This window comes from Dysosmobacter sp. Phy (assembly GCF_054476235.1).
Window position 1 is genome coordinate 1,094,727 of sequence record NZ_CM136997.1, and the last position, 14,973, is coordinate 1,109,699.

Genomic DNA, 14,973 nt, shown 5'->3' on the forward strand with positions numbered 1-14,973 from the left:
AGCCATGTCAACCATCATCACCCACAGACAGTATCCCAACTACCGCAAGTATGAAATGGAGCTGGCCGGCCGGCCGCTGACCATGGAGGTCGGCAAGCTGGCGGAGCTGGCCAACGCCGCCGTCATGGTGGGCTACGGCGACACCCGTGTGCTGGTGTGCGCCACCGCCGCTCCCCGGCCCCGGGACGGCATCGACTTCTTCCCCCTGAGCGTGGACTTTGAGGAGAAGCTCTACTCCGTGGGCCGCATCCCCGGCAGCTTCAACCGCCGGGAGGGCCGCCCCGGCGAGAAGGGCATCCTGACCAGCCGTGTCATCGACCGGCCCATCCGCCCCCTGTTCCCCTATGACTTCCGCAACGACGTCTCTATCATGGCCACGGTCATGAGCGTGGACCACGACTGCTCTCCCGAGATCGCCGCCCTGATCGGCACCTCTGCGGCTCTCGCCATCTCCGACATCCCCTGGAACGGCCCCGTGGGCGCGCTGAAGGTGGGCCTGGTGGACGGCAAGCTGGTCTTCAACCCCGACAGCGAGCAGCGTAAGGTCAGCGACCTGGACGTGACCGTAGTCTCCACCCGCAAGAAGGTGGTCATGATCGAGGCCGGCGCCAACGAGGTCCCCAACGACGTCATGTTCGAGGCCATCAAGTCCGCCCACGAGGAGAACCAGAAGGTCATCGCCCTGATCGACCGCATGGTCAGCGAGGTGGGCAAGCCCAAGTTCGACTATCCCCACGCCGACTTCAACCAGGAGCTCTTCGACGACATCGTCGCCAACTTCATGGACGAGGCCAAGGCCGCCCTGGACACCGACGACAAGAACGTCCGCGAGGCCCGCTGGAACGCCATGATCGAGAAGTGGCACGAGAAGTACCTGGAGCAGTACCCCGACATGGACAAGTACCTGGAGGAGTTCACCTACAAGTTCCAGAAGAAGATCGTCAAGGCCTGGCTGCTGGAGGGCCACCGCGTGGACGGCCGCCAGAAGAACGAGATCCGTCCCCTCAGCGCCGAGGTGGGCGTGCTGCCCCGGGCCCACGGCTCCGGCCTGTTCACCCGCGGCCAGACCCAGGTGCTCTCCGTGTGCACCCTGGACACCCTCTCCGCCTGCCAGAAGCTGGACACCATCTGGGAGGAGACGGAGAAGCGCTATATGCACCACTACAACTTCCCCGGCTACTCCGTGGGCGAGGCCAAGCCCGCCCGCTCTCCCGGCCGTCGTGAGATCGGCCACGGCGCCCTGGCCGAGCGGGCCCTGCTGCCCGTTCTCCCCAGCGTGGACGAGTTCCCCTACGCCATCCGCGTGGTCAGCGAGGTCCTCAGCTCCAACGGCTCCACCTCCCAGGGCTCCATCTGCGGCTCCACCCTGGCCCTGATGGACGCCGGCGTGCCCATCAAGGCCCCCGTGGCCGGCATCTCCTGCGGATTGATCCAGGACGACGACGGCTCCTTCACCACCTTCATCGACATCCAGGGCGTGGAGGACTTCCACGGCGAGATGGACTTCAAGGTGGGCGGCACCAAGAAGGGCATCACCGCCATCCAGATGGACCTGAAGAACGACGGCCTCACCATGGAGATCATCAAGGAGGCCCTGGACACCACCTACGACGCCCGCTGCCAGATCCTGGACCAGATCATGCTGCCCGTGATCGACCAGCCCCGCAAGGAGGTCAGCAAGTACGCCCCCAAGATGCTGACCATGCACATCGACCCCTCCAAGATCCGGGAGGTCATCGGCTCCGGCGGCAAGGTCATCCAGAAGATCGTGGCCGACACCGGCGCCAAAATCGACATCAACGACGACGGCTCCATCTTCATCGCCGGCGTGGACGCCGCTTCCTGCGACGCCGCCAAGAAGTGCATCGACGACATCGTGTTCGTGCCCGAGGTGGGCGCGCTGTACTACGGCCGCGTGGTGCGCCTGATGACCTTCGGCGCCTTCGTGGAGCTGGCCCCCGGCAAGGACGGCCTGGTGCATATCTCCAAGCTGGCCGACCACCGCATCGAGAAGGTGGAGGACGCCTGCAAGATCGGCGACATGATGTGGGTGAAGGTCACCGACATCGACGAGAAGGGCCGCGTGAACCTCTCTCACAAGGACGCCGTCAAGGAGATCCGCGCCAAGGAGGCCGCCGGCGAGCGGATCAAGTGAGATCCCCCATCCCATTTACCGGCAAAAGGACCGGACGCAGCTGCGTCCGGTCCTTTTTTGTCTCTGCCGGCCCCTTTCCCGAAGGCACCGGACGCCTTTCCGGCGCATTGGAGCCCCCGGCCCTCGGGCTGTCTGAAAAAACGGAGGCCGCCCGTTCGGGCGGCCTCCTGTTGGTTTCCGGGGGAGGGGTTCTTACGCGGGGGTCTCCGTCGCAGTGGCGGAAGCCGCCTCGGTGGCGGCCTTGTCGGCGCGATACAGGAAGGTCACGATGTGACCGCGGGTGCAGATCTCGTCAGGGGCAAAGGTGGTCTCCGTCTTGCCGGTGGTGATGCCCTGGGTCACGGCCCAGGAGATGGCCTTGGAATAGACGGAATCGGCGGGCACATCGGTGAAGGTGCTCAGCTCAGCGTCCGGAGAGCCGGCCAGCAGATACAGGTACAGCATGGTCTGGCCGCGGGTGCAGGGGGCGGAGGGAGTGAACACATTGCCGGACACCAGCTCCTTCTCAGCGGCCCACAGGGCGGCCTTGTAGAAATAGTCGGTCTCCTTCACGTCGGTAAAGGGGTTCTCGGTGATCGTGGGCTCGGGAGAGCCGTTGGCACGCCACAGGAAGGTCAGGATGTGCGCCGTGGTGCAGGTCTCGCCGGGAACGAAGGTGGTCTCCGTCTTGCCGGTGGTGATGTTGTTTTCCACGGCCCACAGCACGGCCTCATAATAGTAGGCGGTCTCCGCCACGTCGGTGAAGGGGTTCGCGGCGGGCTTCTCCTCGGCAGGCTTCTCCTCGGCGGGCTTCTCCTCGGCGGGCTTTTCCTCAGCGGCGGGCAGGGCGTTGTAGGTGGCGCCCTCAGCCACCACCACGGCCTCTTCCGCGCCGCAGTCCAGCTTGCCGGTCTTGGCCTCGGAGCCATCCACGATGGTCAGGGTGTAGTCCTTCTGGACCTCAAAGACGGCGCAGTCCTTGGCTGCGGTCAGGGTGTGGCCGTTGAGATCGATGGTGACGTTCTTGGCGGTGACGGTCATGGGCTCCTTGAACTGTCCGTTATAATCGCTGGAGCCGATCACCACGGCGGCAGTGAGGGTCACGTCGCTGTCCAGACGGGCGGTGACGGAGTCAGCCTTGGTCTCGGACATGATCGCCTCCAACAGGGCGCCATAGGTCTTGTCGCCCACGGTGATCTTCTGCTCCTCGGCAGCGGCCGCAGACACCGTCAGCCCCAGGCACAACACCAGAGCCAGCAACAGGGATGCAATACGCTTTTTCATGGTCCAGTCTCCTTTTATATTGAAAATATGACCAGCCGCCGGCCGGCGAGGCCGTCGGGAGTGTCCCTGTTTCCCGCCGGGCTTGCAATGGACCCCCGCTCCTTCTATAATGAGGAGCAGTGGGCCGGCCCACCGGTATCTTAGGGTCGATTTTAGCGGACGCGGTGGAAAAACGCAAGCCTTACTTTCAAAGCCGCCGCATATTTCTCCCCCCCCCCCCGCTTTTTCCAACATCTGCATGTCCGCATCCTGCGGATGCACACTGAAAGGACTTGATTCCATGGACGTCATTGCCGCCATCGCCACCGGCGCCGCTCCCACCGCCATCGGGGTGGTGCGGGTGTCGGGCCAGGGGTGTTTTGATCTGTGCGCCGCCGTGTTCACACCGGCGCTCGAGCAGTCCTTTGCCGCTCTGGAGCCCCGGAAGATGACCTACGGGAGCTTGCTGGACCGGCAGGGCCGGTGCATCGACCGCGGTCTTGCGGTCCGCTTTCCCGGCCCCCACAGCTACACCGGCGAGGACAGCGCCGAGTTCCACTGCCACGGCTCACCGGTGGTGCTGCGGGAGGTGCTCTCCGCCCTGTTCGCCGCCGGCGCCCGGCAGGCCGGGCCCGGAGAATTCACCAAGCGGGCCTTCCTCAACGGCCGCCTGGACCTGACCGAGGCGGAGGCCGTGGCAGACCTGATCGAATCGGAGACCGCTGCCGCCGCCCGCAACGCCGCCGCCCAGCTGGGCGGGAGCCTGCGTCGGGATTTCGAGGCGGTCTACGACCGTCTGCTGGACATGACCAGCCAGTTCTACGCCGTGGTGGACTACCCTGACGAGGACATCCAGGACCTGGGACCGGCGGAACTGGCCGCCTCCCTCCGGGACTGCGCCGCCATCCTGGACCGGCTGCTGGCCACCTGCGACCGGGGCCGGGTGCTGAAAAGCGGCGTCCGCACCGCCATCATCGGCCGCCCCAACGCCGGGAAGAGCTCCCTGCTCAATGCCCTGGCCGGGTATGAGCGCTGCCTCGTCACCGATATCCCCGGCACCACCCGGGACACCGTGGAGGAATCGGTGCTCTGCGGCGGGGTGCGGCTGCGGCTGACCGACACCGCCGGCATCCGGGACACCGCCGACACCGTGGAGCGGCTGGGTGTGGAGCGCAGCCGCCGCGCCCTGGAGAGCGCCGATCTGATCCTGGCGGTGATCGACGGCTCCTCCGCCCCGACGGCGGAGGACCGGGCGGTGCTGGACCTGGCCCGGAAAAGCGGGGCTCCCGTCATCGTGATCCTGTCCAAGCTGGACCTGGGCGCCGCGCCGGACGCCCTGGTGGACGGCACCGGCAGCCCTTCCGCCGCCATCCGCCTCTCCGCCCGGACCGGGGAGGGTATCTCCCTGCTGGAGGACGCAGTGGCGTCCCTCTTCCCCGCCGGGGACGGGGCCGACGGCGCCGTTCTCACCAACGAGCGCCAGCAGGAGGCAGCCCTCCGGGCCCGGCGGGCCATCTCCCGGGCGGCGGAGGCCCTGGAGAGCGGCATGACGCCGGACGCCGTCCTCACCGACGCGGAGGAGGCCCTCTCCGCCCTGGGCGAGCTGACCGGCCGCACCGCCGGGGAGGCCATCGTCTCCCGGATCTTCCAGCGGTTCTGCGTGGGGAAATAGTTCATTTTTCGGCAAAAATAGTTCCCAACTTTTCAAAACGCGGTTTACAAAATCACATTCCTGTGTTATACTTCTTAACTGCCAAAATATGTGCGCATACCGGCGTGAACCCTGACCGAGTCCCCGCCGGACGGGCAAAGGAGTGAGACACATGTATGATCTGACCGTTCTGCGGGAGCGGCTGCGGAAGCAGCGGCCGGTGCCCTGGGACCAGCTGCCGGACTTCTCCCTGTATATGGACCAGGTCCTCAGCTACATGGACCGGCAGGTGATCCGGTTCGACGAGGACGACGGCCTCACCGCCGCCATGGTGAACAACTACACCAAAAGCGGCCTGGTGCCCCGGGCCGACGGGAAGAAATACGGCCGGGACCACCTGGCCTATCTCACCGCCATCTGCGTGCTCAAGCGGGTCATGTCCACCCGGGACATGGACCTGCTCATCAAGGAGGAGCTCCAGGGGGACCGGCCCATCGCCGACGGCTACGCCGCCTTCTGCGCCAGCCTGGACAAGGCCCTCAACATCGCCGCCGACGAGATGGAGGACCGGACCGGGGACGACGAGCTGGCCGACGCGGCCATCCACTTCGCCCTGATGAGCTACGCCGCCGGCGTGGCCAGCAGCCGGTACGTGAGCCTGCTGCGCCAGCGCAAGCAGGCCCAGGAGGCGGAGGCCTCCCCCCGGGGGAAAGAGAAATCCAAAAAGGACAAGGAGAGGGACTGAGCCATGGCTGATTATGTGATCATGACGGACAGCTGCTGCGACATGACCTCCGCTCTGGCGGAGGAGCTGGAGCTGAGCGTGCTGCCTCTGAGCCTCCACATGGGAGACGCGGTATACCGCAACTGGCTGGACGGCCGGGAGATCGGCTTCCAGGAGTTCTATGCGAAGATCCGCTCCGGCCAGCTTGCCACCACCTCCGCCGTCAGCGTGGGCGAGTTTGCCGCGGAGATGCGGAAGATCCTCTCCGCCGGAAAGGACATTTTGTGCATCAACTTCTCCTCCGCCCTGTCCGCCACGTACCAGTCCGCCGCCATTGCCGCGGCGGACCTGGCCGAGGAGTTCCCCGACCGGAAGATCCTGGTGGTGGACTCCCTGTGCGCCTCTCTGGGCCAGGGGCTCCTGGTATACCTGTGCGCCCAGGAGCGGCGCAAGGGCCGCTCTCTGGAGGAGGTCCACACCTTCGCCGAGGAGACCAAGGGAAAGGTCTGCCACTGGTTCACGGTGGACGACCTCAACCACCTCAAGCGGGGCGGCCGCATCAGCGCCGCCACGGCCCTCTTCGGCACCATGCTCTCCATCAAGCCCGTCATGCACGTGGACGACGGCGGCCACCTGGTCCCCGTCAGCAAGGCCCGGGGCCGCAAGTCCTCCCTGCTGGCCCTGGTGGACCAGATGGAGGCCACCGCCATCGACCCGGCCAGCCAGACCGTGTTCATCAGCCACGGCGACTGCGAGGGCGACGCCCTGTTTGTGGCGGGGGAGATCACCCGCCGCTTCGGCACCCGGGACATCCGGCTCAATTACGTGGGCCCCGTGATCGGCAACCACTCCGGTCCCGGCACCCTGGCGCTGTTCTTCCTGGGCACCAAGCGCTGAAATCCCCGGCGCCTCCCCCGTTCCCGGGCGGAGGCGCCCTGTTTCGCTCCCGGCGGGAGCCGATTTTCCGCTCCGGCGGACAGAAGGAGAGATCGCCATGAAATGGCTGGAACTGCACATCGACACCAATCACAGCGGCCTGGAGACCGTGGAGGCCCTGCTCTCGTCCCTGGACATCGACGGTCTGGTCATCGACGACGAGGAGGAGTTCCAGGACTTTCTGGAGAACAACCGCCAGTACTGGGACTATGTGGACGAGGACCTGGAGAAGGCCATGCGGGGCCGGTCCCGGGTGACCTTCTATCTGCCGGCGGACGAGACGGGCTTTGCCAAAATGGGCGAGGTCCGCATCGCCCTGGAGGCCCTCAAGCAGCAGCGGACGGACTGCGGCACGCTGCTGATGACCCTGGAGGATCTGGAGGACGCCGACTGGGAGAACAACTGGAAGCAGTACTACAAGCCCATGGAGATCGGGGAGCGGCTGCTGGTGATCCCCCAGTGGCTCCAGGAGGACCCCAAGGTGAAAGCGCTGCTCTCCCAGGGCCGGGTGCCCCTGATCCTGGACCCGGGCCTCACCTTCGGCACCGGCAGCCACGCCACCACCCGGCTGTGCCTGACCGCCCTGGAGCGGCACATCCGCGGCGGCGAGCGGGTGCTGGACCTGGGCTGCGGCAGCGGCATCCTCTCCATCGCCGCCCTGCGTCTGGGGGCCGCCGAAGCTGCCGCCACAGACATCGACGACAAGTGCCTGACCGTGGCCTATGACAACGCCGCCCTCAACGGCATCGGCGCCGACACCTACACCGTGCTGGTGGGCGACGTGCTCTCCGACGAGACCTTCCGGGCCCGGGTGGGCAGCGGCTACCAGATCGTGGTGGCCAACATCGTGGCCGACGTCATCAAGGCCCTGGCGCCCATGGTCCAGTCCTTCCTGGCCCCGGGCGGGCTGTTCCTCTGCTCCGGCATCATCGACGACCGGGCGGAGGAGGTGGCGGCGGCCCTGACCGCCGCCGGGCTGGAGATCCTGGAGACCCGGGACGCCGAGGGGTGGTTCTCCTATCTCTGCCGCTGAGGACGCCTTCCCCATTCTGATGAAAACGGAGATGTGGCTTTGGAAACCTTGTATCGGATTGACGGCTTCGTGAGCCGTCACATGGCGCCGGTGGTGCTGTGCTGCGTGGCGGTGGGCATCGCCTTTCCGGAGATTTTTTCCCATATCAACACCGTGACGGTGGCCCTGTTCGCCTTCATGACCTTCGCCAACAGCCTGGGCGGCGGGTTCCGGGAGCTGTGGCAGGAGATCCGCCGGCCCCTGCCGGTGGCGGTGATCTTCGTCCTGCTGCACGTGGTGATGCCACTGATCACCCTGGGCCTGGGGACGGTGCTCTTCCCCCAGGCGCCCCTGTTCACCACGGGACTGGTGCTGGAGTACGCCATCCCCACCGGCGTGGCCTCGCTGATGTGGGTGGGCATGAACCGGGGCAACACCTCGCTGTGTTTGTCGGTGGTGCTGCTGGATACGCTGCTGTCCCCCCTGGTGGTGCCGCTGACCATGCGGCTGCTGGTGGGGTCCGTGGTGGAGCTGGACACCTGGGGCATGATGGGCGATCTGATGGTGATGGTGGCCCTGCCGGCCCTGGCTGCCATGGTGCTGTTCCAGACCACCGGCGGCGCCGTGGCCCGCACCCTCAAGCCCCGGCTGGCCCCCTTCGCCAAGCTGGCCCTGCTGATGATCATTCTGGCCAACGCCACCGGCTGCGCCCCCTTCCTGCGGAACCTGACCCCCACCCTGGTGACGGTGATGGCGGCGGCCTTCTTCCTGTGCCTGCTGGGCTTCTTCCTGGGCTACTGGGCCGGGCGGCTTTTAAAGCTGGACTTTGCCACCGTCCAGACCGTGGCCCTGAACAGCGGGATGCGCAACATCAGCGCCGGCGCCGTGCTGGCCATGGCCTTCTTCCCCGCCGACGTGCTGTTCCCCGTGGCCTTCTCGCCGGTGTTTTTGCAGGCCACCACGGCCTTCATCGTCAAGGCCCTCCGGGCCACCAAGCCCGGCCGGGCCGACGAGGCGGCGTACCGCCGCTCCCTGGAGACCGCCGGGGAGGACGTCTGAGCGTTTTTCCCTGCCTCCCGGGAGGCCGCTGCGGCGGCCTCCTTTTTTTGCGCGCAAGGGTTCTCGACAGATTCCCCCTGCCTTTTTGGGACGGCCTCTGTAAAATGGAGGAAATGAACAGGAGGTGATCCCATGGCGCAGGAACAGAGGGTGCTGTGGCTGGCGCCGGAGGAGATCCGGCCCAATCCCGCCCAGCCCCGGCGGACCTTTTCGCAGGCGGAGCTGGAGGGCCTGGCGGACTCCATCCGCGCCCACGGCGTGCTCCAGCCCCTGACGGTGCGATGGACGGAAGGCGGCTGGGAGCTGGTGGCGGGAGAGCGGCGGCTGCGGGCGGCGGTGCTGGCGGAGCAGCCCCGCGTGCCCTGCCTGGAGCGGACGGCGGACGACCAGTCCTCGGCGGCCCTGGCCCTGGTGGAGAACCTCCAGCGCCAGGACCTGCACTATCTGGAGGAGGCGGAGGCCATCGCCGCCTTCCTCCGCCGGTCGGGTCTGACCCAGGAGGCGGCGGCGGAGCAGCTGGGGATGTCCCCCTCGGCCCTGGCCAACAAGCTGCGGCTGCTGCGCCTGAGCCCCGCCTGCCGCGCCGCCGTGACGGAGGGCGGCCTCACCGAGCGCCACGCCCGGTGCCTGCTGCGGCTGGAGGACGAGGAAGAACGCCTTGCCGCCGCGCGGCACTTCGTCTCCGCGGGGCTGAACGTGGCCCATGCGGAGCGGTACGTGGACCGGCGGCTGGAGGTGCTCCAGTCCACGCCCCCCGCGGGGCGGCGGGCCTACATCATCAAAGACGTGCGGCTGTTCCTCAACAGCGTGGACCGGGGGGTGCGGCTGATCCGGGACGCCGGCGTGGACGCCCGAACGGAGCGGCAGGAGACGGAGGAGGACATCATCCTCACCATCCGCATCCCCAAGCGGCGGGAAAAACGGGCCTGAAGGGCAGTTGTTACGGGATTGTAATGCATTTCCCAAAAAACTGTGCTAAAATTCATAATCAATGGCACCGTCCCCGGGGCGGGGCGCATTTCAATTTCCTGCAATAGGAGGGGCATCATGGTGCAGAACACCGCACAGGCCATGGCGCCGAAACGGCTGAAAAAGGGCGGCAAAGGGCCGCTGATCATAACGGGCGCAGTTCTGGCGGTATTGATCGCCGCCTACATAGGCCTTTGCGCCTGGGCCAGTTCTCTGGATACCTTTTTTCAGGGTTATCAGATCAACGGCATTGACGTGGGCGGGCTGACCGCGGCCCAGGCCCAGGAAAAACTGACGCAGGAGCTGCCGGAGCGGGAGGTCCCCATCTATGAGACCCCTGACGGCACCGATCCGCACGGGACGGAGAACGAGGAGCCGCTCCTCATCCTGACCCTGGCCCAGCTGGGCTTTACTCCGGAGTCGGCCGGTGAGAGCGTCGGTATTCCCTTCTCCGACTGGGCGCAGGAGGCGCTGGACAGCCAGCGCGGGATGTCCTTTTTTGTCAAGGGCTTTTCCTATCTCAGCAGCCTGGTCCGGGGGGACGGCATGTGGTTTGGCTTCCAGCTCAGCGGCGATATAGAAGCCGCCGTGTCGGATCTGGCGGACCGTCTGGACCAGGAGGCGGTGGACGCCGCCTACGAGCTGGGCGAGGACAGCATCTCCATCACCAAGCCCCGGGACGGCCGCTCTGTGAGCCAGGACGCCCTGCGCCAGTATCTGGCGCAGCTTGACGGTGCCTCCGTCAAGCTCTATGTCTCCTTCACCACCATCCCCGCCCAGACCCTGACCGTCCAGGAGATCTATGACGAGACCTCCGGCGAGGTGAAGAACGCCGCCTACGACGCCGAGACCGACACCATCGTCCCTGAGCAGGTGGGCGCGGACTTCGACGTGGCCGCCGCCCAGATCGCCCTGGACGCGGCGGAGCCCGGCGAGACCATCACCGTCCCCGCCCAGGTACAGCAGCCCACCGTCACCGCCGAGGCGCTGAAGGACCTGCTGTTCCGGGACGTGCTGGGCACCGCCCAGACCAAGGTGGGCGGCACCTCCGCCCGCAAGTCCAACGTGCAGCTCTCCGCCGCCACCATCGACGAGTATGTGCTCAACGCCGGGGAGACCTTCTCCTATAACGAGGCCGTGGGCCAGCGGACCGCCGCAAGAGGCTACAAGCCCGCCCCCGCCTACGTCCAGGGCGAGACCGTGGACGAGATCGGCGGCGGCATCTGCCAGACCTCCTCCACGCTGTACCTGGCGTGCCTGCGGTCCAATCTGGAGATCACCGAGCGGTACGCCCACCGTTATATCCCCTCCTATATCCCCGCCGGCATGGACGCCACCGTCTCCTGGGGCGGTCCGGACTACAAATTCACCAACAACACCGACTACCCCATCAAGATCGTCACGACATATGCAAACAGCACCCTGACCGTGAAGATCCTGGGCACCAATATCGACGGGACCTATGCCAAGGTGACCAACGAGTACCTCTCCACCACCCCCTATGAAGTGGCCTATGAGGACGATCCCACTCTGGCCCCCGGCACGGAGAAGGTCAAGACCACACCCTACACCGGCTACAAGTACAAGACCTACCGCCATGTGTACGCCGCCGACGGCACGCTGATCTCCTCCGCCTATGAGGCCACCAGCGACTACAAATCCCGCAACAAGGTGATCCTCCGGGGCCCGGCCCTGCCGGAGACCCCGGCCACCGACCCCGGCACCGCCACGGACCCGGGCACCAGCACCGGTCCCGGCACCGCGACAGACCCCGGCACGGCCACTGATCCGGGCACCGTCACCGACCCCGGCACCAGCATCCTGCCGCCGGAGAACAGCAGTACCGGCGGCACTACGGACAGCGGCGGCCTGCCTGCGGACGTGCTGCCGGAGGACGCCCCCTTCCTGTGACGGCGGTTTTTGGAAAATACACAAAAGGCAGACGTGAAAAACTCACGTCTGCCTTTTTGTATCCGGCGCGCTCATGCCGGTCGTTTTTCGGCGCATACTAGGGCTGTGTGACGAAAAAAGGAGGGATGGCCGTGGAGAAGGAGCGCCGGTGGCGGCGATGGCTGGGCCCGGCCCTGCTGGTACTGGCCCTGGCGGCGCTGTGGCCCCTGCGGCGGGAACTGACGGCCCAGGCCATCGCCCGCCGGTCTCCGGAGGGCTCGGCGCTGGCGGCGGCCTTTTTGCTGGGGCTGTATGTGCTCAAAAGCGTCACCTTCTGCGTGCCCATGTCGGCCCTGACGGCGGCGGGCGGACTGCTGTTCCCCCTGCCGGCGGCATTGGCGGTGAACCTCTGCGGCGCGGCGGCGGCCCAGACGGCCCCCTTCCTCCTGGGCCGGCGGCGGCAGGGGGATCTGGAGGCCCTGGGCCGGAAATATCCGAAGGCGGCGGCGCTGTGCCGCCCGCCGCCGGGTCGGCGGTGGCAGTCGGTCTTTCTGCTGCGGCTGGGCGGCGCCAGCCCCGGGGATCTGGTGAGCCTGCTGCTGGGGGCGGCGGGGGTGCCCTACGGCACCTATCTCTCCGCCGGGCTGCTGGGGGCGGCGCCCCGGGTGGCAGCGGCCACGGTGCTGGGCGCCGCCCTGTGGAGTCCCGGCAGCCCCCGGTTCTGGATCTCCCTGGCCGTGGGCGGCGGCCTGACGGCCCTGGCCCTTGCCCTCTGGCGGCTGCGGCGGCGCTGAGACCCTTGCGCGGCCCGCCGTGCCGTGGTATCCTGGGAAAAACCCCGTCAAGGAGGCCACCATGGAGATCCTGGAAGTCCGGCGCCGGAGCGGCGCCCTGCTGGAACAGCTCCTGGAGCTGTGGGAGCGGTCCGTCCGCGCCAGCCACACCTTTTTGTCGCCGGCGGAGATCGCCGCCATCCGGCCCGATGTGCCCGGCGCCCTGACCCAGGTCCCCCATCTGGTGATCGCCCGGGAGCGGGAGACGCCGCTGGGCTTTCTGGGGGCGGAGGGACGGCGGCTGGAGATGCTCTTTCTGGAGCCGGAGGCCCGGGGCCGGGGGATCGGCACCGCCCTGGTCCGGTACGCCCTGGACGCCTACTCCCTGCGGGAGGTGACTGTCAACGAGCAGAACATCGCGGCCCGGGGCTTTTACGAGCATTTGGGCTTCCGGACGGTCCGGCGGACGCCGCTGGACGAACAGGGCCGGCCCTATCCCCTGCTGTACATGGAGCTGCCGGAGCCGTAAAAAACCTCCGTCCGCGGAAACCGCGGACGGAGGTCCTTTTTCTTATTCCCGCTCCTTGCGCTGGATGCGGATGTCCTTTCCGAAGAAGGGCAGGATCTGGTACTCCCCCTCGATCCGGGAGGCGGTCTGGGCGCCGTAGCGCCCGGCCAGCTCCACGACCTTCAGGTTGGTGCTGAGAATGGTGGAGCGCCGCTCCATGAGGCGGGTGTTGAGGATCTGGTACAGGGCGCTCTGGACGAAGGCGGTGGTCATCTCCGTGCCCAGGTCGTCCAGGATCAGCAGATCGCAGGTCATCACCCGGTTCACGTCTCCCTCGGCCTCCTCCCCCTCTTCCCGGCCGAACTTGCGGTCCTCAAAGCGCTGGAAGATGTGGGCGGCGGTGTCGTAGACCACGGACCAGCCGTCGCCGCTGACCTCCCGGGCCATGGCGGCGGAGAGGAAGGTCTTGCCCAGGCCCGGCGGCCCGGTGAGCAGCAGATTGCCGCTGCCCGGCGCGGCGAAGGTCTCGGCGTACTCCCTGCAGATGCGGTACACCCGCTCCATGTTCTTCCGGGCGGAGATGCCCAGGGGATACAGCGTCTCCGTGGAGTACCAGTCCAGGGAGAAGTTCTCAAAGCTCTGGCCGCCCAGGTCCAGCATCCGGCTGAGCTCCTTTTGCTGCTCCCGGGCGTAGTAATTGCGCAGGCACCGGCACATCTCGCCGCCCCGGTAGCCGCTGTCCCCGCACAGGGCGCAGGCGGGCTTGTTCTCCAGGCAGTCCTGTGGCAGGCCCATCTTCTCCAGCAGCGCCCGCTTCTCCTCCTGGAGGCTCAGGTTCTCGTCCCGCAGCACCTCCAGGGCGGGCATGGGGTCCGTGCCCCGCCGCAGGGCTGAGGAGATGATGCGGCTGGTGGTGGAGCGCAGCTCGGCGTCGATCTGCCGCAGCCGGGGCTGGCGGCGGAAGATCGTCTCCCGCCGCTCCTGAAAGCGGGTCTCCCGCTCCTGCCGGTCCTCCTCGAACCGCGCGATGGCCCGGCGCAGGACCCGTCCGTCATAGGCCATATGCTCACACCCCCTTGTCCCGCTGATCGATGTACTTCTTCATCCAGGCCACGTCCTGGACGTCGGCGGCGGCCGCCGCCGGACCGGGCCGGGCCGCCGGACGGTCTCCCGCCCGGATCTCCGCCTCCGTGTGGAGGCCCGCCTCGTGCCAGCGGCGCAGAATGCCGTTGCAGTAGGCCCACTTCAGCTCGTGGCACTTCAAAATCGTCTTGTCGCAGGCGATGGCCACCGTCTCCGGCGGGAAGCCCATCTCCTGCCAGGCGAGCAGATACTTCTCCTCCGACGGGGAGGGGAACCGGTCCCCCAGGCCCAGGGCCCGCATGTACCGGGGCAGCAGGTCCTGGCGCTGGGCGTATTTGCGCAGGTACTCCGCCGCGGCGGCCTGGGTGTCGATCCCAAGCCTTGCCCAGGCGTAGCCCTCCTTCTCGATCTGCTTCATGCCCGGGCGGCGGCCCTCGCCGGACCGGCGCCGGACCCGCTCCACGCAGTGACAGACCAGTAAGTACACCACGTCCGCCGGAAGCCCCAGGTAGTCCGTGAGCCCCAGCAGCACCGCCACGTCCGGCGTGGTCAGCCGCTTGCCCAGCTTCCGCTCCACCTGGTCCGTCAGGGCCCGGAACTCGGCGCTGCGCTCCAGCCGCTCCGCCACGTCGGCGCGCTGGTAGTCGGGCTTTTCCTCCGCCGGCTCCGGCGGCGGCTCCGCGGCGGCCACCAGGCCCAGCTGCCGCAGGGCGGCCTCCGCCCCCTCGATCCGCTCCCGGTCCCAGCGCAGCTCGCCCGCCAGGGAACGGGGCGCCACGGCCCCCCGCCGCCGCAGCAGCGCCAGATATAAAAGCGCCGCGTCGCCGTCGCCCTTTTCCAGCAGGCGCTTCACCGCCCCGCCGGAGAGGGTGACGCCCTCGTCTCCGGTCTCGATCAGGCATCCGGCCATGGTCCCGCCTCCCCTCGTCTCAAGTCCTCCCTATTCTACACGAAATTCCCCGGCAGAACAA

Annotated in this window: 13 protein-coding genes; 10 read left to right on the forward strand and 3 right to left on the reverse strand. The window is 67.3% G+C overall.

The window, feature by feature from the left end:
• Window positions 1-4 precede the first annotated feature (4 nt).
• Window positions 5-2,155, forward strand: coding sequence for a polyribonucleotide nucleotidyltransferase (locus tag ACVDHE_RS05390; RefSeq protein WP_458885859.1), 2,151 nt, complete (start codon window positions 5-7; stop codon window positions 2,153-2,155).
• 192 nt (window positions 2,156-2,347) lie between these two features.
• On the opposite strand, the gene ACVDHE_RS05395 is transcribed toward ACVDHE_RS05390, so the two are convergent.
• Entirely contained in the window at window positions 2,348-3,418 is a 1,071-nt protein-coding gene (locus tag ACVDHE_RS05395) for an S-layer homology domain-containing protein (RefSeq protein ID WP_458885860.1), read from the reverse strand.
• Between the two features lie 280 nt (window positions 3,419-3,698).
• Here ACVDHE_RS05395 and mnmE point away from each other — a divergent pair, with 280 nt between their 5' ends.
• From mnmE to ACVDHE_RS05440, 9 genes are all read left to right on the forward strand, one after another.
• Window positions 3,699-5,069, forward strand: a complete 1,371-nt coding sequence (mnmE, locus tag ACVDHE_RS05400) for a tRNA uridine-5-carboxymethylaminomethyl(34) synthesis GTPase MnmE (RefSeq protein ID WP_458885861.1) — start codon at window positions 3,699-3,701, stop codon at window positions 5,067-5,069.
• 151 nt (window positions 5,070-5,220) lie between these two features.
• A complete protein-coding gene (locus ACVDHE_RS05405) occupies window positions 5,221-5,793 on the forward strand; it encodes a DUF1836 domain-containing protein (RefSeq protein ID WP_418725224.1) in 573 nt (190 codons plus the stop codon).
• 3 nt (window positions 5,794-5,796) lie between these two features.
• A complete protein-coding gene (locus ACVDHE_RS05410; RefSeq protein WP_458885862.1) occupies window positions 5,797-6,669 on the forward strand; it encodes a DegV family protein in 873 nt (290 codons plus the stop codon).
• A gap of 97 nt (window positions 6,670-6,766) precedes the next feature.
• On the forward strand, window positions 6,767-7,741 hold the full coding sequence (gene prmA / locus ACVDHE_RS05415; protein WP_325224664.1) for a 50S ribosomal protein L11 methyltransferase: 975 nt from the start codon (window positions 6,767-6,769) through the stop codon (window positions 7,739-7,741).
• A 39-nt stretch (window positions 7,742-7,780) separates the two neighbouring features.
• A complete protein-coding gene (locus ACVDHE_RS05420) occupies window positions 7,781-8,779 on the forward strand; it encodes a bile acid:sodium symporter family protein (protein ID WP_458885863.1) in 999 nt (332 codons plus the stop codon).
• A gap of 132 nt (window positions 8,780-8,911) precedes the next feature.
• Window positions 8,912-9,709: a ParB/RepB/Spo0J family partition protein gene (locus tag ACVDHE_RS05425; protein WP_458885864.1), complete on the forward strand. Its 798-nt coding sequence runs from the start codon at window positions 8,912-8,914 to the stop codon at window positions 9,707-9,709.
• Between the two features lie 117 nt (window positions 9,710-9,826).
• The gene (locus tag ACVDHE_RS05430) at window positions 9,827-11,659 is read left to right on the forward strand and encodes a VanW family protein (protein WP_458885865.1); all 1,833 of its coding nucleotides are present in this window, start codon (window positions 9,827-9,829) and stop codon (window positions 11,657-11,659) included.
• Window positions 11,660-11,766: 107 nt separating this feature from the next.
• Window positions 11,767-12,432, forward strand: a complete 666-nt coding sequence (locus ACVDHE_RS05435; RefSeq protein ID WP_458885866.1) for a TVP38/TMEM64 family protein — start codon at window positions 11,767-11,769, stop codon at window positions 12,430-12,432.
• 61 nt (window positions 12,433-12,493) lie between these two features.
• Window positions 12,494-12,940 (forward strand): GNAT family N-acetyltransferase, encoded by a 447-nt coding sequence (locus tag ACVDHE_RS05440; RefSeq protein WP_325224674.1) that lies wholly within the window; start codon window positions 12,494-12,496, stop codon window positions 12,938-12,940.
• A 42-nt stretch (window positions 12,941-12,982) separates the two neighbouring features.
• Here ACVDHE_RS05440 and ACVDHE_RS05445 read toward each other — a convergent pair whose 3' ends face one another.
• Entirely contained in the window at window positions 12,983-13,981 is a 999-nt protein-coding gene (locus tag ACVDHE_RS05445; RefSeq protein ID WP_418725789.1) for an ATP-binding protein, read from the reverse strand.
• A gap of 4 nt (window positions 13,982-13,985) precedes the next feature.
• Window positions 13,986-14,912 carry a DnaD domain protein gene (locus ACVDHE_RS05450; RefSeq protein ID WP_458885867.1) on the reverse strand — a complete coding sequence of 309 codons (927 nt, stop codon included), beginning with the start codon at window positions 14,910-14,912 and terminating at the stop codon, window positions 13,986-13,988.
• Window positions 14,913-14,973: the final 61 nt, after the last annotated feature.

Excerpts from the sequence above, each read along its gene's own strand:
- ACVDHE_RS05395 (WP_458885860.1), bottom strand. The coding sequence starts at position 3,418 with ATGAAAAAGCGTATTGCATCCCTGTTGCTGGCTCTGGTGTTGTGCCTG.
- ACVDHE_RS05445 (WP_418725789.1), bottom strand. The coding sequence starts at position 13,981 with ATGGCCTATGACGGACGGGTCCTGCGCCGGGCCATCGCGCGGTTCGAG.
- ACVDHE_RS05425 (WP_458885864.1), top strand. The coding sequence starts at position 8,912 with ATGGCGCAGGAACAGAGGGTGCTGTGGCTGGCGCCGGAGGAGATCCGG.
- ACVDHE_RS05390 (WP_458885859.1), top strand. The coding sequence starts at position 5 with ATGTCAACCATCATCACCCACAGACAGTATCCCAACTACCGCAAGTAT.
- ACVDHE_RS05405 (WP_418725224.1), top strand. The coding sequence starts at position 5,221 with ATGTATGATCTGACCGTTCTGCGGGAGCGGCTGCGGAAGCAGCGGCCG.
- ACVDHE_RS05450 (WP_458885867.1), bottom strand. The coding sequence starts at position 14,912 with ATGGCCGGATGCCTGATCGAGACCGGAGACGAGGGCGTCACCCTCTCC.
- mnmE (WP_458885861.1), top strand. The coding sequence starts at position 3,699 with ATGGACGTCATTGCCGCCATCGCCACCGGCGCCGCTCCCACCGCCATC.
- ACVDHE_RS05440 (WP_325224674.1), top strand. The coding sequence starts at position 12,494 with ATGGAGATCCTGGAAGTCCGGCGCCGGAGCGGCGCCCTGCTGGAACAG.
- ACVDHE_RS05410 (WP_458885862.1), top strand. The coding sequence starts at position 5,797 with ATGGCTGATTATGTGATCATGACGGACAGCTGCTGCGACATGACCTCC.
- prmA (WP_325224664.1), top strand. The coding sequence starts at position 6,767 with ATGAAATGGCTGGAACTGCACATCGACACCAATCACAGCGGCCTGGAG.
- ACVDHE_RS05430 (WP_458885865.1), top strand. The coding sequence starts at position 9,827 with ATGGTGCAGAACACCGCACAGGCCATGGCGCCGAAACGGCTGAAAAAG.